Here is a 20,892-nt window from a genome sequence, read left to right as displayed (position 1 = left end):
GGTGTGCCGCCGGCACCGCGCGCTGCTGCTCGTCGACGAGGCCCACGGCCTGGGCGTGCGCGGCGGCGGCCGCGGCCTGCTGCACGAGGTCGGGCTGGCCGGTGCGCCCGACATCGTCATGACCACCACCCTGTCCAAGGCGCTGGGCAGCCAGGGCGGGGCCGTGCTGGGACCCGCGCCCGTGCGGGCCCACCTGATCGACGCGGCGCGGACGTTCATCTTCGACACCGGCCTGGCGCCGGCGTCCGTCGGCGCCGCGGGGGCCGCGCTGGCCGTGCTGCGGTCCGAGCCCTGGCGGGCCGAGGCGGTGCTGAGCCACGCGCGCACGCTGGCCGAGATCTGCGGTGTCCCCGCGTCGGAGGCCCCGCAATCCGCGGTGGTGTCGGTGGTCCTCGGCGACCCGGACCTGGCGGTGGCCGCGGCCGCCGCCTGCCTGCGGGCCGGGGTGAAGGTGGGGTGTTTCCGCCCGCCGTCGGTGCCCGCGGGGACGTCGCGGTTGCGGTTGACCGCGCGCGCCTCGCTGGACGCCGACGACCTCGACCTCGCGCGCCGGGTGCTGACCGGCGTGCTCGGCGGCCTCGGTTAGGCCGCGCCGTTGACCGTCGTGGCCGTCACCGGCACCGGCACCGGGGTGGGTAAGACGGTCGCCACCGCGGCGCTGGCCTGTCACGCCCGGCTGGCCGGGCTGGACGTGGCGGTGTGCAAGCCGGTGCAGACCGGCACCGCCGACGGCGACGACGACCTCGCCGAGGTGGCCCGCCTGTCCGGGGTGACCGCGCTGGCCGGGTTGGCCCGCTACCCACAGCCGCTCGCTCCGGCCGCCGCGGCCGAGTGCGCCGGGGCGGCGCTGCCCACCGGCGAGCAGCTGCTGCGCCTGATCCGCGAGCTGGACCGGCCGGGCCGGCTGACGCTGGTCGAGGGTGCCGGCGGGTTGCTGGTCGAGCTCGCGGCCGCCGGCGTCACACTGCGCGACCTCGCCGCCGAGCTGGCCGCCGCCGCCGTGGTGGTGGCCGGCCCCGGGTTGGGCACCCTCAACCACACCGCGCTGACGCTGGAGGCCCTTGCCGCGCGCGGTGTTGCGTGCGCCGGGCTGGTCATCGGAAGCTGGCCGGCGGCGCCCGGGCCCGCCGAGACGTCGAATCGCCCGGCGCTGGCCCGGCTGGCCGCGTTGCGGGCCGCGCTGCCCGCGGGCGCCGGCTCGCTGGACGCCGCCGCGTTCGCCGAGGTGGCCGCCGCCGCCTTCGACCCCGCCTGGGTCGCGAGCCTGGTCGCCTGAATGGTGCACTCGATCGAGCTGCTCTTCGACCCCGACACCGAGGCGGCGATCCGGGGCGTGTGGGAGGCGCTCGACGACGCGCCCGACGTCGTCAGCCAGACACCGGCCGGGCGCCCGCACGTGACGCTGGTGGTGGCCGAGCGCATCGGCGCGGCGGCGGACGCCGCGCTGCGGCCGCTGACCGGACGACTCCCGCTGCGCTGCACCGTCGGGGCGCCGCTGCTGCTCGGGCGCTCGCACGCCATCCTGGCCCGGCTGATCGTGCCGACCGCAGACCTGCTCGCACTGCACGTCGCGGCGCACGGTCTGTCGGGCCCCCACCTGGAATCCGCGCCGGCCCCCAACACCCTGCCGGACCAGTGGACGCCGCACGTCACGCTCGCGCGTCGGGTCGCCGGTCCCACGCTGAGCGCCGCGGCGGGCGTCGCGGGGACCCCGCCGGCGCTCGAGGGCACCTTCGCCGCGCTGCGCCGGTGGGACGGCGACGCGAAAGTCGACTACCTGATCGGTTAGCCGCCGAACAACAGGTACAGGCCGGTGAAGGTGTAGGCGACCATGACCAGCATCATGGTGAGCTGCCCGGTCAGCTGGTGGCCCTTGGGGAGCAGCCGCAACGCCTTGTCGTGCGCCGCGATCACGGCCACGATGTGCCCGGTGACCACGCAGGTCACCTTGACGGCGGCCAGCACCGGCGGGTGCAGCGAGAGCACGTAGGCCACGTGGGCGTGCGCCAGCCCCAACACGTTCCAGCCGCGGCCGAACGGGTCGGCGAGCGCGATGACGGCCTGCTGACCGCGCTCGACCAGGTAGGACAGGTAGTGGGCGAAGATGTAGCCCACCACGATCGGGATCAGCGAATGCGCCATCTCCCCGGGCAGCGCGCGGCGCTGCGCGCGGTCGACGCCGCCGGTCGCCCGGGCCGCGCCGGAGAAGGTGAGGGCGACGACCGCGACGAACACGAGCAGGCCGACCGTCCGCAGCACCGACGACCCCACGGCGGGCGGCATGCCCAGGCCGCGCCCGGCCCCGTCGGCGAAGCCCCGCCAGGTCGGCGAGGAGGAGAAACTGTCGAACGCGGTGGAGCCCAGCAACACCGCCAGCAGCACCACGACGCCGGGCCGGACCGGCAGCGACGGCAGGTGGTCGAGCGGATTGCCCAAGGCGATCATCCCGGTCTCCCGGTTGCGGCGAAACGCCGAAAGCCGCGACACCGCGACGCTGTAGACGCCGAACGGGTCGGCCCGCGCCAGCCAGCGCTGCCCGCACAGCCAGGCCCCGACCAGCATCGCCAGCGCGTAGACCAGCAGCCAGCCGCGGACCCAGGGCAGCGACGCCGAGTTGGGGCTGGCCAACTCCATCCACACGAACGCGAACAGACCTAGCGCGGCCGGCCGGTAACCCCAGGCCTCGGGATAGCCGAGCCGCGGCCGGCCCAGCCGCTCGCCGACGGCGCGGCGCAGCAGCACATACACCGTGCGCATCGGGGAGATCACCCGCCAGACCGGGCCCGCCACCAGCGACAGCGCCACCAACCCGACCCACAGCAGCACGTAGAACACGCCGAGCAGGGCGTTGGCCTCCGAGTCGGGGCCCCACACCCCGGCGGCCACCGCCCAGCCGGCCACCAGCAGCGCCAGTCCGGCGGCGGTCCAGCGGGTCGCCGGGGCGTCGACGACCCGCGTCAGCGCCGGCAGCTCCCGCCCCGGCTTCGCGGGATCGAACCTTGGCCGTTTCCACGCGAAGGCCACCAGGGCGAAGGTGAACGTCAGCGCCCACGCCGCGCCGACCATCGCGTAGGCGTAGGGCACCGGAAGGTCACCCGAGCCGCCGAGGCCGTGCGCGACCAGGACGGTCGCGCCGGCACCGCTCACGGTTGGACTTGGATGGTCGCGATGGTGCGGTTCAGGTGGTGCAGCTCGACCTCGACGTTGCCCGGGACGCCGACCGAGAACTGGAAGCTCTGGTTGGGTGCCGCGGCCACCGGGAACTTGTGGTCGGGCGTCGAGTGCACATGCAGCTCGTCGGTCGCGTCGCTGGTCACGTGCAGGGTGATCTGCTGGTTCACCTTGGCCTGCAGCGTCGCGTTGGTGGGGGTGACCTGGCCGTTGGCGATGGTGACGTTGATGTCCAGGCCGGCCGCGGCCGGCTGCCCGGGTGACGATTTACCGCCGCAGGCGACCAGGGCACACACCAGCGCCACCACCCACGCCGCGACCAGGGTGTTGCGAGCTCGCATCGGTCACGCCGCCTGGGGGGTGCCGGGCATCGGCTGCTTGGCCTCCACCGGTTCGGGCGCTTCGTCGGCGTTGTTGAGGCGACCCGCGCCCCAGGTCAGCGCGGAGATCACCATCAGCGTGAAGATCAACACCACGATGCCCCCGGCGGTGAACAGCCAAGCCGGCGCGCTCTGGTCACGTTCGCGCTGCAGGATCGTCACCTCCAGGACGAACGGCCGGGTGCTGGACGCCAGCGCGGGCACCTCGGGCGCCGGGATGGCGTCGTCGGCCGGCTCCCAGATGGGCACCGCCGTCATGGTGCGGCCGTCCTGCACCCGCAGCAGCGTCTTCCATTCGCCCCACACCGGTACGGGCTGGGTCGACCGGTAGTGCCCCGGCCCGACCTTGGCGAGGCGGTCGATCGTCAAACCGCGGTGGTTCTGCATGCGCCCCTGCCAGGACAGGATGGTCAGCCAATCTGGGTTGTCACTGACGAACGCGGGATTGAGCTGGACGTCGGCCGACACCATCCGCTGGTCGGGCGCGCTGGGCAGGTCCGTCAGCGTGACCGTGGCGGTGTTCTGGCTCGGCACGGTGATGTGCAGCCCGTTGGCCACCGCGCCGCCGATCACCAGCACCGTCAGCGTGACCACCGCGATGCCGAGCCGGCGGCCAGGAAGGCGTTGCCCGGTCAGCACCATGCCGAACATGGCGCCGCACATGCCGGTGAGCACGGCTACCGGCACCGCCGTCACCAGGGCCTCGGCCCACATGCTCGTCGGCCACGGGTAGTGGTAGACGGCCCCGATCCACAGCGATTCCAGCCACAGCCCCGCCGTCCCGACCGCCAGGCCCGAGACGGCGCCGAAGAGCACCGGCCGCGCGAACAGTGGGGTGAGCGCCACGAGCTCGACGACCAGGGCCGGGCCCAGGTAGAGCGGGAACCAGTTGATCGGGGCACCGAGGATGGGGCCGACCAGCAGCGCGACGCCGCCGCGCAGCGCGATCGCGAAGATGGCCGCGATGATCGCGGCGCCGCGGCCCATGGTGACGCGGGCGGCGACGGCCGCCAGCGCGGCGGCCGCGGCGATCAGCATCGGCTGGAACACCAGCCGGAACTGGGGCACGCCGAAGTCGAATTCGATCTGATAGACGGACAGGCCGATGAACAGGCCGCCGAAGGACAGGTAGCGCAGGAAGGTGATGAACGCGCCGTGGGTCACCTCGTCGCCGTCGTGCGCCTCGCCCTCCCGTTCGAGCATGAGCACCGCGAACAGGGAGAAGCAGGCCCCACCGATCATCATCAGATGCGTGGGACCCCAAAGCGTCACGTCCTGGCCGAAGATGCGGTGCCAGACGTCGTCGAGCGGAAACCCGATCATCGCGTAGAGCCCGCAGCCGGCCATCAACACGCCGCCGACGGGAGCGTGCCAGTTGCGCGTGATGCGCACCGCCGCCGGGCCCGGCTTGTCGAAGGGCAGCACGATCGACGTCAGGCCGCCCAAGAACACCCCGAACAACCCGATGATGATGAAGTAGTGCGCCGGGTTTGCCAGCGGTCCGGGATCCCGGCCGTTGCCGATGTGCCAGCTGACATCCCAGATGAACCCGAACAGGGCGCAGATGATCGACGTGGTGAAGATCAGGACCGGCAGCGCCACCCAGTTGGGCCGGTGGAACTTCTCGCCCAACTTGTCGGCAAGACGGGTCAGCCACTGGATGCGGTGCGTGCGGTGCGCATGGCCGATCCACAGCAACGCCAGCGTGATCACGAACGCGGCTATCGAAAGCCCGATCACCTGGTTCAGTCCGGCGCCCCGTGCCGGTGGTGCGGCGAGAAGCGTCAACCCCGTCGACTCCATCGTTGTGCCCTCCAACTCGCGCGGTTCAGTGAACAGCAACTTACTCTTCAGTAAGTTAGGAATCCAGTAGCTGATCGCGGAATGCCCCGCCGAGCGTGTCGTCAATCACCCTTTCTCGTCGCCGACCGAGCGGGTGGGCTCGGGGCCGCCCGCCGCCTCGTCGCCGTCACCGGCGCGACGGTCTTTGAGGGCGACGTAGAGGATCACGCCGACGACGATGACGGCCGGCAGGAACGCCGGAATCGCCAGCAGCAACATGTGGTGGGCTTCGTACTGGACGTGCACAGGAGTCATTGTGCTGACATACCCCGGCAGTCCCCACGATCAGCGGCCGCTACCCTACTTTGAACACTTTTATTCAGGCTGCCACCACGATGGGGCAGGGGCGGCCGCGCGCGCGGCCGCAACACAGATGCAGGGGAGTACCTGGTGACTCAAGCGGCAACTCGACCGACGACCGGCGCCCACGACGCAGACATCCTGGCGGTGGCCAGGGAGCAGGTGCTCGAGCGTGGCGAGGGGTTGCATCGCGAGCAGGTCCTGCGAGTGCTCCAGCTGCCCGACGAGCGGCTCGACGACCTGCTGGCGCTCGCCCACGAGGTCCGGATGCGCTGGTGCGGCCCCGAGGTCGAGGTCGAGGGCATCATCAGCCTCAAGACCGGCGGGTGTCCCGAGGATTGCCACTTCTGCTCGCAGTCGGGGCTGTTCGCCTCGCCGGTACGCAGCGCGCGGCTCGACATCCCCAGCCTGGTCGAGGCGGCCAAGCAGACCGCCAAGTCCGGCGCGACGGAGTTCTGCATCGTGGCCGCGGTGCGCGGCCCCGACGAGCGGCTGCTGGCCCAGGTCGCGGCCGGCATCGAGGCGATCCGCAACGAGGTCGAGATCAACATCGCCTGCTCGCTGGGCATGCTGACGCCCGAGCAGGTCGAGCAGCTCGCCGCGATGGGCGTGCACCGCTACAACCACAACCTGGAGACCGCCCGCTCGTTCTTCACCAACGTCGTCACCACCCACACCTGGGAGGAGCGCTGGGACACGCTGTCGATGGTCCGCGACGCCGGCATGGAGGTGTGCTGCGGCGGCATCCTCGGCATGGGCGAGACGCTCGAGCAGCGCGCGGAGTTCGCGGCGGAGCTGGCCGAACTGGGCCCGGACGAGGTGCCGCTGAACTTCCTCAACCCGCGGCCCGGGACGCCGTTCGGCGACCTGGAGGTGCTGCCGGCGTCCGAGGCGCTGAAGTCGGTCGCCGCGTTCCGGCTGGCGTTGCCGCGCACCATGCTGCGCTTCGCCGGCGGCCGCGAGATCACGCTCGGCGACCTGGGCGCCAAGAAGGGCATCCTGGGCGGCATCAACGCGGTCATCGTGGGGAACTACCTGACCACGCTCGGCCGCCCCGCCGAGGCCGACCTGGAGTTGCTCGACGACCTGCAGATGCCGCTCAAGGCGCTCAATGCGAGCCTGTAGCCGCGTCCGACGCGGCTAGGCGGCGCGCTCGTGGTCGGTAATTCGGGCGCCCCGGTGCGTGCCGGGGTCTACAACGTCTACACCGGGGAATTGGGGGGCGGCGCGGTGCCGACAGCCGCCCAGCTGGGTCTCGAACCGCCCCGGTTCTGCGCCGAGTGCGGGCGCCGGATGGTGGTACAGGTGCGCCCCGACGGCTGGCGGGCGCGGTGTTCGCGGCACGGCGAGGTCGATTCCGCCGATCTGGAGGCGCAGCGGTGACCGAGCTAGCGGCGCCGGCGGCCACGCCGCGGTCGGCCCGCGCCCGCGCGATCGCCGTCACGGGGCTGGGATCGGCGGCGTCGGGGCTGCTCGTCGGGGCGCTGTGGGCCGGGATCGCCCCGCCGATCGGCGCCGTGGTCGCGCTCACCCGCCAGGGGGAGCGGGTGCACGACTACCTGGGCAACGAATCCGAGCACTTCTTCGACGCGCCCTGCCTGATGCTGGGGCTGCTCACCGCGTTGGCGGTGGTGTCGGCCGTCCTGGTGTGGCAGTGGCGGGCGCACCGCGGCCCGGGCATGCTCGTCGCGCTGTCGGTGGGGATGGTCGCCGCCGCGGCCGTCGCCACGGCCGTGGGCGCGGCGCTGGTCCGCCTCCGCTATGGGGCGTTGGACTTCGACGCGGTCCCCCTGGTCGGCAAGCCCTCGGTGGCTTACGTGACGCAGGCGCCGCCGGTGCTATTCGCGCGGGGGATGCTGCACATCGCCTTGACGTTGGTGTGGCCGGGTGGCATCGCCGCGTTGGTGTACGCGGCCTTGGCGGCGGCGGACGCCCGCGACGACCTGGGGGCGCTGCGGATGGTCGACGAGCCGGAGCACGCGCTGCCGGCGACACCCGGGGGCGCTACCGGGGCGAGCGTCTTATAGCGGACGGCGGCCGATTCTGCGGCCGGTGAGCACCTTGGCCGCGATCTTGGCCAGGCGGGCCATGCCGACGTAGGTCATCGGATTGAACATGGTCGGCCACGTGGTGCGGACCAGGTGCTCGGTGAGCGGCCGGCCCTCGAACCGGTCGGTGAGCCAACGCAACGTCATCGGTGCCGACAGCGGGTGCAGCAGCATGTGCTCGTTGAACGCGTCGCGGTGGTAAGTGACCTTCGCACCGCCGGCCGAATACGCGTCGGCGAGCACGTCGATGTCGTGCACGTCGATCAGGTAGTCGTGCACGGCCTGCACGATCAGCACCGGGGGTGTGGGGACCGCGGCGCCCAGTTTGATGTGGTCGAAGACGTACGTGATCTCCGGGGTGGACAGGATCTGCTCGAGCGGCTCGTCGAGGTAGTCGCCCATGTTCTTGCCGGCCATCCGGATGACGGCCTCCACGGTGGTCATCTTCTCCAGCGAGTCGAGCAGGGCGCGGCCCTCTTCGTTGGAGTGCTCGCGGATCACCCGGTCCAGGTCCGGGTAGATGTGGGCGAGGGCGGCGACGACCAGGGCCGGAAGGCCGGACAGGAAGCTGCCGTTGAGCCGGCGGAACGTGTTGCCCAGGTCGCCGACGGGAGAGCCGAGCACCGCCCCGACGATGCCCAGCTCGGGCGCGTAGTCGGCGCACATCTCGGCCGCCCACGCGCTGGCCAGGCCGCCGCCCGAGTAACCCCACAGCCCCACGGGCGCCGACGGCGACAGGCCCAGACGCTCGGAGCTCAGCGCGGCCCGGATGCCGTCCAGGACGCGGTAGCCGGGCTCGTACGGCGCGCCCCACAGGCCGCGCAGCCCCTCGTGGTCGGGCACCGACACCGCCCACCCCTCGGCGACGGCGGCGGTGATCAGGAAGAGTTCGAGCTGGCCGATGGCGCCGAGCGCCTTGGCGCGGCGCCGCAGCGCGTACGACGGGAAGCAGCGCGACGACACGGCGTCGATGGCGCATTGGTAGGACAGCACCGGGCAGGTGCGGCCGGGCACCAGATGGGCGGGGACGATCACCGTGGTCACCGTCGCCTCGGGCTCGCCGTTCATGTCCATCGTCCGGTACAGCAACTGGACGGCCTTGATGGGCTGCGGGATCAGGCCGAGGAAGGCCAGCTCGACGTCGCGGGACCGCAACACGGTGCCAGGTTCGGCGTGCTGATAACCCAGCGGGGGCTGGTAGAACGGGTCGTCCGAGGGCAGCAGCGGGCGGACCTTGCGCTGCAGTTCCTCGTGCGGGGGTCGGGCGATCCATTCCGCACCCTGCGTGCCTGCCAAGTTGCCGAGCTCAGCCATTGAGGCTCCCTTCGTGGCCAACCGGCATTGTCCCGTACGAACGGTAGGTAACCAAACGTCGTCGCCGCGGTGTGAGGCAGTTCTCGCCCACGCCGCGGAACGGCTGCCGGGGCCGGTCGATCGCGCGTCGCCCGACGACGCGTTTTGGGCAAGCCTAGCGGTCCGGCGGGCTCATCCGGGCCCCGGCGGCCCCGGCGGCCTCAGCGCGGCGAATTCGTCGGTGACCCGCAGGGCCGCGTCGGTGAAGCGGTACAGCGCGGCGGGGCGCCCCCCGCTGCGGCCGGACTGCGCGATGGTCCCGGTCTGGGTGATCACCCCGCGCCGCGCCAGCACGCGCTGCAGGTTGGTCGCGTCGACCTGGTAGCCGAGCGCGGCGCCGTAGATGTCGCGCAGCGTGGACAACGCGAATTCTCTTGGCGCCAGGGCGAATCCGATGTTCGTGTAGGACAGCTTGGCGATCAGCCGGGTGCGGGCGTGCGCCACCATCGGCCCGTGGTCGAAGGCCATCGGCGGCAGGCAGCTCACGGGGTGCCAGCGGGTGTCGGGCGGCAGTTCGGGGCTGGCGGGGGAGGGCACCAGGCCCAGGAAAGTGGAGGCGATCATCCGGGCGCCCGGCACCCGGTGCGGCTCAGAGAACACCGCCAGCTGTTCGAGGTGGGCCAGCTGCTTGAGGTCGACCTTCTCGGCCAGCTGGCGGCGCGCCGAGGTGGTCATGTCCTCGTCGGCGCGCAGCCGGCCGCCCGGCAGCGACCAGGCGCCGCGCTGCGGATCCTGGGCACGCTGCCATAACAGCACGTTCAGCTGCGGTTTCTGCGCCTGCGGCCCTCGCGTAACCTGCCCGGGCGCCTGGCGAACCTGGAACACGACCGCGAGGACTTCGTGCTCGGTGCTACCATGGGCCATGTTTTCGATTATAAGTCGAAAACCTCTCGGGCTGAAAGGAGCCGCCGTGACGGTTATGAATCGCATGGACACGCTCGCCGAAGACCTGATCGCCGACATCACCGACACGCCCGCTGGCTACACCGGGGTGGACGGTGACGAGCAGTGGGCCGCCGAGGTCCGCCGGTTGGCGACGCTGCGCGGCGCCACGCTGCTCGCGCACAACTACCAGCTGCCCGCGATCCAGGACGTCGCCGACCACGTCGGGGACTCGCTGGCGCTGTCCCGGATCGCCGCCGAGGTACCCGAGGACACCATCGTGTTCTGCGGCGTGCACTTCATGGCCGAAACCGCCAAAATCTTGAGTCCCGACAAGACGGTGCTCATCCCCGACCAGCGGGCCGGCTGCTCGCTGGCCGACTCCATCACCCCGGAGGAGCTCGCCGCCTGGAAGGACGAGCACCCCGGCGCGGTCGTCGTCTCCTACGTCAACACCACCGCGGCGGTCAAGGCGCTCACCGACATCTGCTGCACCTCCTCCAACGCGGTCGACGTCGTCGCGTCCATCGATCCCGACCGCGAGGTGTTGTTCTGCCCGGACCAGTTCCTCGGCGCCCACGTGCGCCGGGTGACGGGGCGCAGCAACCTCCACGTCTGGGCCGGTGAGTGCCACGTGCACGCCGGCATCAACGGCGACGAGCTGGCCGAGCAGGCGCGGGCCAACCCCGACGCCGAGCTGTACGTGCACCCCGAGTGCGGGTGCGCGACCTCGGCGTTGTACCTCGCCGGTGAGGGCGCCTTCCCGTCCGACCGGGTGAAGATCCTGTCCACCGGCGGCATGCTCGACGCGGCCCACTCCTCGCGGGCCCGCAAGGTGCTGGTCGCCACCGAGGTCGGCATGCTGCACCAATTGCGCAGGGCGGCACCACAAGTCGACTTCCGCGCAGTCAACGACCGCGCGTCGTGCAAGTACATGAAGATGATCACCCCCGCGGCGCTGCTGCGCTGCCTGGTCGAGGGCGCGGACGAGGTGCACGTGGACGCCGACGTCGCGGCGGCGGGCCGGCGCAGCGTCCAGCGCATGATCGAGATCGGCCAGCCGGGCGGTGGCGAATGATCACGCGTCCCGCGTGGACTGACGTCGCCGACGTCGTGGTGATCGGCACCGGCGTCGCGGGCCTGGCCGCCGCGCTGGCGGCGCACCGCGCCGGGCGCAGCGTCGTCGTGCTCAGCAAGGCCGACCAGCCGTACGGCGCGACCGCGACCCACTACGCGCAGGGCGGCATCGCGGTGGTGCTGCCCGACAACCCGGAAAACGACGACTCCATCGAGGCCCACGCCGCGGACACCGTGGTGGCCGGCGCCGGGTTGTGCGACCCGGAAGCCGTGTGCTCGATCGTGGCCGACGGCCACCGCGCGGTGGCCGAATTGGTCGGTGGCGGGGCCCGTTTCGACGAATCCGCGCCCGGCCGCTGGGCGCTGACCCGCGAGGGCGGCCACTCGCGGCGGCGCATCGTGCACGCCGGCGGTGACGCCACCGGCGCCGAGGTCCAGCGCGCGCTCGACCACGCCGCCCGCGCGCTGGACATCCGCATCGGCCACGTGGCGCTGCGGGTCCTGCACGACGGTGCGGCGGTCACCGGCGTCCTGGTGCGAAACCGGGACGGCTACGGGATCGTCAGCGCGCCGTCGGTGATCCTGGCCTCCGGCGGCCTCGGACATCTCTACGGCGCGACCACCAACCCCGAGGGCTCCACGGGCGACGGCATCGCGCTGGCGCTGTGGGCCGGGGTTGCGGTCAGCGACCTGGAGTTCATCCAGTTCCACCCGACCATGCTGTTCACCCCCGACGCCGCCGGTGGCCGGCGTCCGCTGGTGACCGAGGCCCTCCGCGGCGAGGGCGCCGTGCTGCTGGACCGTCAGGGCCATTCGGTCACGGCCGGCGTGCACCCGATGGGCGACCTGGCGCCGCGCGACGTCGTCGCGGCGGCCATCGACGCGCGCCTGAGGGCGACCGGCGACCCGTGCGTGTTCCTCGATGCGCGGCACATCACCGGCTTCGCCGCCCGGTTCCCGACCGTCACCACCGCGTGCCGGGCGGCGGGCATCGACCCGACCCGGCAGCCCATTCCCGTGGTGCCGGGCGCGCACTACAGCTGCGGCGGCGTCGTCACCGACGTGCACGGCCGCACCGAGCTGCCCGGCCTCTACGCGGCCGGGGAGGTGGCCCGCACCGGCCTGCACGGGGCCAACCGGTTGGCCTCCAACAGCCTGCTCGAGGGGCTGGTGGTGGGCGGGCGCGCCGGCACCGCCGCGGCCGAGCACGCCGCGGTGGCGGGCGGCCGCCGGGCGGTCCTGCCGGAGCCGCTCGTGCACACCGCCCCGCAGCGCGGTGACCTGCAGCGGGCGATGAGCCGCGACGCCTCGGTGGTGCGCGAGGCCACCGGGCTGTGCCGGCTGGCCGGCACGCTGGCCGACGCCACGGCGCGCGCCGTCGCGGGCCGCCGCGACTTCGAAGACGTCGCCCTGGCGGTGGCCGCGCGCGCGGTCACGGCCGCCGCCCTGGCCCGCACCGAGAGCCGGGGCTGCCACCACCGCGCCGAATACCCCGACGCCGCGCCCGAACACGCGCGCAGCACCGTGCTGCGGCTCGCCGAAGACCAGCACACCGTGCTGGTCGAGGCGCTCGCGGCGGTCGGCTCCCCATGCTGACCGAGGCGGAACGCAACGCCGCCCGGGACGCGATCCGGCGCGCGCTCGACGAGGACCTCTGTTACGGCCCCGACATCACCACGTCGGCGACGGTGCCCCCGGGCGCCATCGCGACCGCGTCGATGGTGCCGCGGGAGGCGGGCGTCATCGCCGGGATCGACGTGGCCCTGCTGGTGCTCGACGCCGTCCTGGCCGGCGGCTACGAGGTGCAGCACCGCGTCGAGGACGGCGCCCGGTTGCAGCCCGGCGAGCCGGCGCTCACCGTGCGGGCCGAGACGCGCGGCCTGTTGACGGCCGAGCGGACCATGCTGAACCTGGTCTGTCACCTGTCCGGGATCGCCACGGCGACCGCGGACTGGGTCGCGGCCGTGGACGGCACCAAGGCCAAGGTGCGCGACACCCGCAAGACGCTGCCCGGCCTTCGCGTCCTGCAGAAGTACGCCGTTCGGGTGGGCGGCGGCGTCAACCACCGGATGGGGTTGGGCGACGCGGCGCTGATCAAGGACAACCACGTGGTGGCCGCGGGCTCGGTGGTCGGCGCGCTGCGCGCCGTGCGCGACGCCGCGCCCAGCCTGCCGTGCGAGGTGGAGGTCGACTCACTCGAGCAGCTGGACGAGGTGTTGCCCGAGAAGCCGGAGCTGGTGCTGCTGGACAACTTCCCGGTGTGGCAGACACAGATGGCCGTGCAACGGCGCGACGCCCGCGCGCCCGGCGTGCTGCTCGAATCGTCGGGCGGGCTGAGCCTGGAGAACGCGGCCGCCTACGCCGGCACCGGGGTGGATTTTCTGGCCGTCGGGGCGCTGACGCACTCGGTGCGGGTGCTCGACGTCGGCCTGGACATGTAAGGCCGCGGCGGCCGGGTCCCCCGTCAGGCGATGTCGGCGACGAAGATGCCGATGCGGCGCAGCTGCAGCCGCGCGAGCCGCGGCAGGCCCGTACCGTCGGAGCCGGCCGGCAGGATTCGCGGGTTGGTGAGGTGCACCACGCGGTCGCGGCCGAGCTGCAGATCCGCCTCCCCGGCGGCCAGCACGTTCTTGACCCAATTGGTCTTGCCGTGGCCCAGGGCGATGGCCACCACGTTGCCCTTGCGGTACGGCGTGACGATGGTCTCGTAGGGCTTGCCGGACGTGCGGCCGCGGTGCTTGATGGTCGCGGTGCCGGGCAGAAACCGCACGAGCGGCTTCACCGCGGGGTTGAAGTACTTGATCTGGAAACGCTCGAACCACAGCGGGAACACCATCGGGGTCCCGGGGGCGTGGTTGGGGTGATCCTTGGCGGACATGGCGGCTCCCGAGGGGGTAACGCGGGCTAGGGATGTCAGACGGCGTGTCAGACGGCGTGTCAGACGGCACTGTACCGGCCGGATATCGACTTGAGTTCCTCTGGGACAATGGACGACGTGAGCACACCTGGACCGTCGCCGATGGCCCGCATCGACTTGCGGGGCGCGGAGCTGACGGCTGCCCGGTTGCGGACGGCGCTGCCGCGTGGCGGCGCCGACGTGGAGGCCGTGCTGCCCCGCGTGCGCCCGATCGTGCAGGACGTCGCCGAGCGGGGCGCCGAGGCGGCCCTGGAATACGGCGCGTCCTTCGACGGGGTGCGCCCCGCGGCCGTGCGGGTGGCCGACGCGGCGCTCGCCGACGCGCTGGCGGGCCTGGACGCCACCGTCGTCGACGCCCTGCGGGTGATGATTGAGCGCACCCGCGCGGTGCACGCCGACCAGCGCCGCACCGACGTCACGACCACCCTGGGCCCGGGCGCCACGGTCACCGAGCGCTGGGTGCCCGTCGAACGGGTCGGCCTGTACGTGCCGGGCGGCAACGCGGTGTACCCGTCCAGCGTGGTGATGAACGTCGTACCGGCGCAGGCCGCCGGGGTCGCTTCGCTGGTGGTGGCCACCCCGCCGCAGGCCCGATTCGGCGGGTTGCCGCACCCCACGATCCTGGCGGCGGCGCGCCTGCTGGGTGTCGACGAGGTGTGGGCCGTGGGCGGCGCGCAGGCGGTCGCGTTGCTGGCCTACGGCGGCACCGACACCGACGGGCGCGACCTGGCTCCCGTCGACATGATCACCGGACCCGGCAACATCTACGTCACGGCCGCCAAGCGCCTGTGCCGCTCGCGGGTGGGCATCGACGCCGAGGCGGGGCCGACGGAGATCGCGATCCTGGCCGATGGCACCGCCGATCCGGTGCACGTGGCCGCCGACCTGATCAGTCAGGCCGAGCACGACGAGCTCGCGGGCAGCGTGCTCGTGACCCCCAGCGAGGACCTGGCCGCCGCCACCGAGGCGCAAGTGGCGGCGCAGCTGGGCACCACGGTGCACCGCGAGCGGGTCACGGCCGCGCTGGGGGGTCCGCAATCGGCGATCATCCTGGTCGACGACCTGGACGCCGGCGTCCGGGTGGTCAACGCCTACGCCGCCGAGCACCTCGAGATCCAGACCGTCGACGCCGCCACGGTCGCGGGCCGGATCACCGCGGCCGGCGCGATTTTCGTCGGCGCCTTCGCCCCGGTCAGCCTCGGCGACTACTGCGCCGGGTCCAACCACGTGCTGCCCACCGCGGGCAGCGCCCGCCACTCCAGCGGCCTGTCGGTGCAGACATTCCTGCGCGGCATCCACGTGGTGGATTACACCGAGGCGGCCCTCAAAGACGTCTCCGGCCACGTGCTGGCGCTGGCCGAGGCCGAAGACCTGCCGGCGCACGGCGAGGCGGTACGGCGGAGGTTCGAGCGGTGACCGGGCAGCCCGCACCCGGCCTGGCCGACCTGCCGTTGCGTGACGACCTGCGCGGCAAATCGCCGTACGGCGCACCGCAATTGGTGGTGCCGGTGCGGCTGAACACCAACGAGAACCCGCACCCGCCCAGCAAGGCGCTGGTGGACGACGTGGTGCGTTCGGTCAGGGAGGCGGCCGCCGAGCTGCACCGCTACCCCGACCGCGACGCGGTGGCGCTGCGTACCGATTTGGCCGCCTACCTCAGCGTCCAGACCGGTGTCCCGTTGGGCGTCGAAAACCTGTGGGCGGCAAATGGTTCCAACGAGATACTGCAACAGCTGCTGCAGGCGTTCGGCGGGCCGGGCCGCACGGCCATCGGGTTCGTGCCGTCGTACTCGATGCACCCCATCATCTCCGATGCCACCCGCACCGAGTGGTTGCAGGCCGCGCGTGCCGACGACTTCGGGCTCGACGTGGCTGCGGCGGTCGCCGCGATCACCGAGCGCCGGCCCGACGTGGTGTTCGTGGCCAGCCCCAACAACCCGTCGGGCCAAAGTGTTTCGCTCGACGACCTGCGCCGGCTGCTCGACGTGGCGCCGGGCATCGTGATCGTCGACGAGGCCTACGGCGAATTCTCCGCGCAGCCCAGCGCGGTGCGACTGGTGGCGGACTACCCCACCAAGCTGATCGTGAGCCGGACCATGAGCAAGGCCTTTGCCTTCGCCGGGGGCCGGCTGGGCTACCTGATCGCCACGCCGGCCGTCATCGACGCGATGCTGCTGGTGCGGCTGCCGTATCACCTCTCGTGCGTCACCCAGGCCGCGGCACGGGCGGCGCTGCGGCACGCCGACGACACCCTGGGCAGCGTGGCCACGCTGGTCGCCGAACGCGAGCGCGTCGCGGCGGCGTTGCGGCAGTTGGGTTTTCGGGTCATTCCCAGCGACGCCAACTTCGTGTTGTTCGGCGATTTCGCCGACGCGCCGGCCACCTGGCAGCGCTACCTCGACGCCGGCGTCCTGATCCGCGACGTCGGGATCCCCGGATACCTGCGCGTCACCACGGGCCTGGCCGCGGAGAACGACGCGTTCCTCGAGGCCAGCGCCCGGCTCGCCGCCACCGAACTGGCACCAGCCACCCCCGTAGGAGCACCGTGACCACCACCGACGTAGGAACGCGTCGCGCGCGCATCGAGCGCCGCACCAAGGAATCCGACATCGTCATCGAACTCGACCTCGACGGCACCGGGCAGGTCGACATCGACACCGGTGTGCCGTTCTACGACCACATGCTCACGGCGCTGGGCAGCCACGCCAGTTTCGACCTGACCGTGCACACCAGGGGTGACATCGAGATCGAGGGCCACCACACCATCGAGGACACCGCGATCGCGCTGGGCACCGCGCTCGGGCAGGCGCTCGGCGACAAGCGGGGCATCCGCCGGTTCGGCGACGCGTTCATCCCGATGGACGAGACGCTGGCCCACGCCGCGGTCGACGTGTCCGGCCGGCCCTACTGCGTGCACAGCGGCGAGCCGGATCACCTGCAGCACACCACCATCGCGGGCAATTCGGTGCCGTATCACACCGTGATCAACCGGCACGTGTTCGAGTCGCTGGCCGCCAACGCCCGCATCGCGCTGCACGTGCGGGTGCTCTACGGCCGCGACCCGCACCACATCACGGAGGCCCAGTACAAGGCGGTGGCCCGCGCGTTGCGTCAGGCGGTCGAGCCCGACCCGCGGGTGTCCGGCGTGCCGTCCACCAAAGGTGTTCTGTGACGGCGAAATCGGTTGTCGTCCTGGATTACGGCTCGGGCAACCTGCGGTCGGCGCAGCGCGCCCTGGAACGCACCGGCGCGGCCGTCGAGGTGACCGCCGACGCCGGTGCCGCGGCGGCCGCCGACGGGCTGGTGGTGCCCGGCGTCGGCGCCTTCGAGGCGTGCATGACGGGCCTGCGCAAGATCGGCGGCGAGCGCATCATCGCCGAACGGGTGGCCGCGGGGCGCCCGGTGCTGGGCGTATGCGTCGGGATGCAGATCCTGTTCGCCCGCGGCGTGGAGTTCAGCGTGGAGAGCACGGGGTGTGGCCAGTGGCCGGGCGCCGTCACGCGGCTCGACGCCCCGGTGATCCCGCACATGGGCTGGAACGTCGTCGAATCTGGGCCCGGCACAACCCTTTTCAAGGGCCTGGACGCGGACACCCGGTTTTATTTCGTGCACTCCTACGCCGCGCAGCGCTGGGAGGGGTCGCCCGACGCGGTGCTGACGTGGGCGACCCATCAGGCGCGTTTTCTGGCCGCCGTCGAGGACGGCCCGCTGTCGGCCACCCAGTTCCACCCGGAGAAGAGCGGGGACGCCGGAGCGGCCGTGTTGAGCAATTGGGTTGAGGGACTGTAATGGCATTGATTCTGTTACCGGCGGTCGACGTCGTCGACGGGCGCGCCGTGCGCCTGGTGCAAGGCAAGGCGGGCAGCGAGACCGAGTACGGCTCGGCGCTGGACGCCGCCCTGACGTGGCAGCGCGACGGGGCGGAGTGGATCCACCTGGTCGACCTGGACGCCGCGTTCGGCCGCGGCTCCAACCGCGAACTGCTCGCCGAGGTCGTCGGGAAGCTCGACGTGCAGGTGGAGCTGTCCGGCGGCATCCGCGACGACGACTCCCTGGCCGCGGCGTTGGCCACGGGCTGCGCGCGGGTGAACCTGGGCACGGCCGCGCTGGAGAACCCGCAATGGTGCGCCCGCGCGATCAGCGAGCACGGCGACAAGGTGGCCGTCGGCCTGGACGTGCAGATCGACAAGGACCACCCCGCCGGCACCCACCGGCTGCGCGGGCGCGGTTGGGAGACCGACGGCGGCGACCTCTGGGAGGTGCTGGAACGCCTTGACGGCGAAGGATGTTCGCGCTACGTGGTCACCGACGTCACCAAGGACGGCACGCTGGGCGGCCCCAACCTGGAGTTGCTCGCCGCGGTCACGCGGCGCACCGGCGCGCCGGTGATCGCCTCCGGCGGGGTGTCCAGCCTGGACGACTTGCGCGCCATCGCCACCCTGACCGGCAGCGGGGTCGAGGGCGCCATCGTGGGCAAGGCCCTCTACGCCGGACGGTTCACGCTGCCGCAGGCGCTGGCCGCGGTCGGGGACTAGCCGCATGGACCTGGACGCGTTGGTCAAGACGGCGTCGGCGATCCTCGACGACGCGGTGGAGCCGTTCGTCGCCGGGCACCGCGCCGATTCCGCGGTCCGCAAGAAGGGCAACGACTTCGCCACGGACGTCGACCTGGCCATCGAGCGGCAGGTGGTCGACGCGCTGGGCGAGTCCACCGGAATCGGCGTGCACGGCGAGGAATTCGGCGGCTCCGACGTCGACTCGGAGTGGGTGTGGGTGCTCGACCCGGTCGACGGCACCTTCAACTACGCCGCCGGCTCCCCGATGGCCGGCATCCTGTTGGGCCTGCTGCATGACGGCGAGCCGGTGGCCGGTCTGACCTGGCTGCCGTTCACCGGTCAGCGCTACACCGCCGTGGCGGGCGGACCCTTACTCAAAAACGGTGTGCCGCAACCCGCGCTGGCCCCGATCGACCTGGCCGACGCCCTGGTCGGCGCGGGGTCGTTCAGCGCGGACGCGCGCGGCCGGTTCCCGGGGCGCTACCGCATCGCGGTCCTGGAGGAGCTGAGCCGGGTGTCGTCGCGGCTGCGCATGCACGGCTCGACCGGCATCGACCTCGCCTTCGTCGCCGACGGCATCCTCGGGGCGGCCGTCAGTTTCGGCGGGCACGTGTGGGACCACGCCGCCGGCGTGGCGCTCGTGCGCGCGGCGGGCGGCGTCGTCACCACCCTGGCGGGTGAGCAGTGGACCCCGGGATCGCAGTCCACGCTGGCCGCGGGCCCGGACGCCCACGCCCGGATCCTGGAGATCCTGCGCGGCATCGGCCGCCCGGAGGACTACTGAGATGTCCGCGGGTGACGGGCTGGCCGTGCGGGTGATTCCCTGCCTTGACGTCGACGGCGGCCGGGTGGTCAAGGGCGTCAACTTCGAAAACCTGCGTGACGCCGGCGATCCCGTGGAGCTGGCGGCCGCCTACGACGCCGAGGGCGCCGACGAGCTCACCTTCCTCGACGTCACCGCCTCGTCCTCGGGGCGGTCCACCATGCTCGACGTGGTGCGCCGCACCGCCGAACAGGTCTTCATCCCGCTCACGGTCGGCGGCGGTGTGCGCACCGTGGCCGACGTCGACGTGTTGTTGCGCGCGGGCGCCGACAAGGTGTCGATCAACACCGCCGCGATCGCCCGGCCCGAGTTGCTGGCGGAGATGGCCCGCCAGTTCGGCTCCCAATGCATCGTGCTGTCCGTCGACGCCCGAACGGTGCCGACGGATTCGGTGCCGACACCGTCGGGGTGGGAGGTCACCACCCACGGCGGGCGGCGCGGCACCGGCATCGACGCCGTCGAATGGGCTTCGCGCGGAGCTGATTTGGGCGTCGGTGAGATCTTGCTGAACTCGATGGACGCCGACGGCACCAAAGCCGGTTTCGACCTGTCGATGCTGCAGGCGGTGCGGTCGGCGGTGACCGTGCCGGTGATCGCCAGCGGCGGCGCGGGGGCTGCCGAACACTTCGCACCCGCGGTCGCCGCGGGCGCCGACGCGGTGTTGGCGGCCAGCGTCTTCCACTTCCGCGAGCTCACCATCGGCCAGGTCAAGACGGCGATGGCCGAGAAGGGGATCACCGTCCGATGACGCTCGACCCGTCGATCGCGGCACGCCTGAAACGCAACGCCGACGGCCTGTTCACCGCGATCGTGCAGGAGCGCGGCAGCGGCGACGTGCTGATGGTGGCGTGGATGGACGACGACGCCCTGGCCCGCACCCTGAAAACCCGTGAGGCGACCTATTACTCACGCTCGCGCGCCCGGCAATGGATCAAGGGGCAGACGTCGGGGCACACCCAGCACGTGCACTCGGTGCGGCTGGACTGCGACGGCGACGCGGTGCTGCTGACCGTGGACCAGGTGGGCGGCGCCTGCCACACCGGGGATCACAGCTGCTTCGACGCCGACGTGTTGTTGGCGCCCGAGGGCTAGCCCGGCGTCATGTTGAGGCCCCGCGCGGCGGCGATCGCCGCCCGGGGCCATTCCCGCCGGGCGACGGCGGGGCCGATCCCGTCGCGGCGAATGGTCTCCACGTCGATACCGGTGCCGTTGATCGCCGCGCCGGGCACCCGAAACGAGAACGTCCGGTCCTCGGTGGCGACGGCCAGGATGGCGTCGGTCTCACCGAAACCGTTGGCGCGCATGGTGTCTTCGGCCCAGCGGAACGGCTTGAGGCCGCCGAAGTCCTTGACGTAGACCACCCACAGCCGGATGCCGCGCCCGTCGCGCAGGGCGGCCAGCGCCCGCTCGACCTCGCGACGCTCGTCGGGACTCAACACCGCGGACCGGTCGGTGAGCTGCCCGGCGAGCCTGGCGGCCGCAGACACCGTGGGGGCCAACGGGGTGGGCACCGGCGCCGGCCCGGTGCACAAGCAGGCCCAGT

At 72.4% G+C, this 20,892-nt stretch carries 25 protein-coding genes; 17 read left to right on the top strand and 8 right to left on the bottom strand.

All coding sequences use genetic code 11. From position 1 onward, the window contains the following. The 3 genes from A5714_RS22505 to A5714_RS22495 all read left to right on the top strand — a co-directional run. Positions 1-586, top strand: a 586-nt coding sequence (locus A5714_RS22505) for an aminotransferase class I/II-fold pyridoxal phosphate-dependent enzyme (protein WP_156747451.1), incomplete at its 5' end; no start/stop codon positions are given. A 9-nt stretch (positions 587-595) separates the two neighbouring features. After that, complete coding sequence (gene bioD, locus A5714_RS22500; RefSeq protein ID WP_068289043.1) at positions 596-1,276, top strand: dethiobiotin synthase; 681 nt, start codon at positions 596-598, stop codon at positions 1,274-1,276. Further along, positions 1,277-1,789: a 2'-5' RNA ligase family protein gene (locus A5714_RS22495; RefSeq protein WP_068289041.1), complete on the top strand. Its 513-nt coding sequence runs from the start codon at positions 1,277-1,279 to the stop codon at positions 1,787-1,789. On the opposite strand, the gene A5714_RS22490 is transcribed toward A5714_RS22495, so the two are convergent. The 4 genes from A5714_RS22490 to A5714_RS22475 all read right to left on the bottom strand — a co-directional run bounded on the left by A5714_RS22490 (position 1,786) and on the right by A5714_RS22475 (position 5,648). Beyond that, the gene (locus A5714_RS22490) at positions 1,786-3,147 is read right to left on the bottom strand and encodes a hypothetical protein (protein WP_068289038.1); all 1,362 of its coding nucleotides are present in this window, start codon (positions 3,145-3,147) and stop codon (positions 1,786-1,788) included. The genes A5714_RS22495 and A5714_RS22490 overlap by 4 nt on opposite strands. After that, on the bottom strand, positions 3,144-3,512 hold the full coding sequence (locus A5714_RS22485) for a hypothetical protein (RefSeq protein WP_068289036.1): 369 nt from the start codon (positions 3,510-3,512) through the stop codon (positions 3,144-3,146). Before A5714_RS22485 ends, A5714_RS22490 begins: the two co-directional genes overlap by 4 nt. Positions 3,513-3,515: 3 nt before the next feature. Then, positions 3,516-5,354 carry a hypothetical protein gene (locus tag A5714_RS22480; RefSeq protein WP_068289034.1) on the bottom strand — a complete coding sequence of 613 codons (1,839 nt, stop codon included), beginning with the start codon at positions 5,352-5,354 and terminating at the stop codon, positions 3,516-3,518. A gap of 105 nt (positions 5,355-5,459) precedes the next feature. Further along, a complete protein-coding gene (locus tag A5714_RS22475) occupies positions 5,460-5,648 on the bottom strand; it encodes a hypothetical protein (protein ID WP_068067006.1) in 189 nt (62 codons plus the stop codon). Positions 5,649-5,783: 135 nt separating this feature from the next. Between A5714_RS22475 and bioB the strand changes: the two genes are divergently transcribed. From bioB to A5714_RS22460, 3 genes are read left to right on the top strand one after another with little or no spacing between them, the layout of a single operon-like run. Then, positions 5,784-6,818 carry a biotin synthase BioB gene (gene bioB / locus A5714_RS22470; protein ID WP_068289032.1) on the top strand — a complete coding sequence of 345 codons (1,035 nt, stop codon included), beginning with the start codon at positions 5,784-5,786 and terminating at the stop codon, positions 6,816-6,818. 30 nt (positions 6,819-6,848) lie between these two features. Next, entirely contained in the window at positions 6,849-7,076 is a 228-nt protein-coding gene (locus A5714_RS22465) for a hypothetical protein (RefSeq protein WP_068289029.1), read from the top strand. After that, a complete protein-coding gene (locus A5714_RS22460) occupies positions 7,073-7,720 on the top strand; it encodes a DUF2567 domain-containing protein (protein WP_068289026.1) in 648 nt (215 codons plus the stop codon). Before A5714_RS22465 ends, A5714_RS22460 begins: the two co-directional genes overlap by 4 nt. Here A5714_RS22460 and A5714_RS22455 read toward each other — a convergent pair. Both A5714_RS22455 and A5714_RS22450 read right to left on the bottom strand, forming a co-directional pair. Further along, the gene (locus A5714_RS22455) at positions 7,715-9,055 is read right to left on the bottom strand and encodes a lipase family protein (protein ID WP_068289014.1); all 1,341 of its coding nucleotides are present in this window, start codon (positions 9,053-9,055) and stop codon (positions 7,715-7,717) included. The two genes, A5714_RS22460 and A5714_RS22455, sit on opposite strands and share 6 nt — an antisense overlap. Positions 9,056-9,226: 171 nt before the next feature. Beyond that, a complete protein-coding gene (locus A5714_RS22450) occupies positions 9,227-9,958 on the bottom strand; it encodes an NUDIX domain-containing protein (protein WP_068066992.1) in 732 nt (243 codons plus the stop codon). Positions 9,959-10,004: 46 nt separating this feature from the next. Here A5714_RS22450 and nadA point away from each other — a divergent pair, with 46 nt between their 5' ends. Genes nadA through nadC form a run of 3 tightly spaced genes read left to right on the top strand, consistent with a single transcriptional unit; the run spans position 10,005 to position 13,494 of the window. Next, positions 10,005-11,054, top strand: a complete 1,050-nt coding sequence (gene nadA / locus A5714_RS22445) for a quinolinate synthase NadA (RefSeq protein WP_068289011.1) — start codon at positions 10,005-10,007, stop codon at positions 11,052-11,054. Beyond that, complete coding sequence (locus A5714_RS22440; protein WP_068289008.1) at positions 11,051-12,649, top strand: L-aspartate oxidase; 1,599 nt, start codon at positions 11,051-11,053, stop codon at positions 12,647-12,649. Before nadA ends, A5714_RS22440 begins: the two co-directional genes overlap by 4 nt. Continuing rightward, on the top strand, positions 12,643-13,494 hold the full coding sequence (gene nadC / locus A5714_RS22435; RefSeq protein WP_068289004.1) for a carboxylating nicotinate-nucleotide diphosphorylase: 852 nt from the start codon (positions 12,643-12,645) through the stop codon (positions 13,492-13,494). The genes A5714_RS22440 and nadC overlap by 7 nt, the downstream gene beginning before the upstream one ends. Positions 13,495-13,517: 23 nt before the next feature. Here the strand turns inward: nadC and A5714_RS22430 are convergent, their stop codons facing one another. Beyond that, complete coding sequence (locus A5714_RS22430) at positions 13,518-13,931, bottom strand: nitroreductase family deazaflavin-dependent oxidoreductase (protein WP_068289000.1); 414 nt, start codon at positions 13,929-13,931, stop codon at positions 13,518-13,520. Positions 13,932-14,039: 108 nt separating this feature from the next. Here A5714_RS22430 and hisD point away from each other — a divergent pair, with 108 nt between their 5' ends. Genes hisD through hisI form a run of 8 tightly spaced genes read left to right on the top strand, consistent with a single transcriptional unit; the run spans position 14,040 to position 20,441 of the window. Beyond that, positions 14,040-15,386 (top strand): histidinol dehydrogenase, encoded by a 1,347-nt coding sequence (gene hisD / locus A5714_RS22425; protein ID WP_068288995.1) that lies wholly within the window; start codon positions 14,040-14,042, stop codon positions 15,384-15,386. Further along, complete coding sequence (locus A5714_RS22420) at positions 15,383-16,519, top strand: histidinol-phosphate transaminase (RefSeq protein ID WP_068066974.1); 1,137 nt, start codon at positions 15,383-15,385, stop codon at positions 16,517-16,519. The genes hisD and A5714_RS22420 overlap by 4 nt, the downstream gene beginning before the upstream one ends. After that, a complete protein-coding gene (gene hisB, locus A5714_RS22415) occupies positions 16,516-17,142 on the top strand; it encodes an imidazoleglycerol-phosphate dehydratase HisB (RefSeq protein ID WP_068288992.1) in 627 nt (208 codons plus the stop codon). Before A5714_RS22420 ends, hisB begins: the two co-directional genes overlap by 4 nt. Beyond that, positions 17,139-17,759 carry an imidazole glycerol phosphate synthase subunit HisH gene (gene hisH, locus A5714_RS22410; RefSeq protein WP_068066967.1) on the top strand — a complete coding sequence of 207 codons (621 nt, stop codon included), beginning with the start codon at positions 17,139-17,141 and terminating at the stop codon, positions 17,757-17,759. The genes hisB and hisH overlap by 4 nt, the downstream gene beginning before the upstream one ends. Next, entirely contained in the window at positions 17,759-18,505 is a 747-nt protein-coding gene (gene priA, locus A5714_RS22405; RefSeq protein ID WP_068288988.1) for a bifunctional 1-(5-phosphoribosyl)-5-((5-phosphoribosylamino)methylideneamino)imidazole-4-carboxamide isomerase/phosphoribosylanthranilate isomerase PriA, read from the top strand. The genes hisH and priA overlap by 1 nt, the downstream gene beginning before the upstream one ends. A gap of 4 nt (positions 18,506-18,509) precedes the next feature. Further along, positions 18,510-19,310 carry an inositol monophosphatase family protein gene (locus tag A5714_RS22400; protein ID WP_068288986.1) on the top strand — a complete coding sequence of 267 codons (801 nt, stop codon included), beginning with the start codon at positions 18,510-18,512 and terminating at the stop codon, positions 19,308-19,310. Position 19,311: 1 nt separating this feature from the next. Continuing rightward, on the top strand, positions 19,312-20,097 hold the full coding sequence (hisF, locus tag A5714_RS22395; protein ID WP_068288984.1) for an imidazole glycerol phosphate synthase subunit HisF: 786 nt from the start codon (positions 19,312-19,314) through the stop codon (positions 20,095-20,097). Further along, a complete protein-coding gene (hisI, locus tag A5714_RS22390; RefSeq protein ID WP_068288982.1) occupies positions 20,094-20,441 on the top strand; it encodes a phosphoribosyl-AMP cyclohydrolase in 348 nt (115 codons plus the stop codon). The genes hisF and hisI overlap by 4 nt, the downstream gene beginning before the upstream one ends. Here hisI and A5714_RS22385 read toward each other — a convergent pair. Then, the coding region (locus A5714_RS22385) for a TPM domain-containing protein (RefSeq protein ID WP_197513874.1) at positions 20,438-20,892 on the bottom strand (455 nt) is incomplete at its 5' end. The genes hisI and A5714_RS22385 overlap by 4 nt on opposite strands.

Source organism: Mycobacterium sp. E2462, assembly GCF_001672685.1.
In the GTDB taxonomy this organism is placed as follows: domain Bacteria; phylum Actinomycetota; class Actinomycetes; order Mycobacteriales; family Mycobacteriaceae; genus Mycobacterium.
The sequence above is the reverse complement of the archived record's forward strand: the minus strand, read 5'-3'. Positions and strand labels throughout refer to the sequence as shown.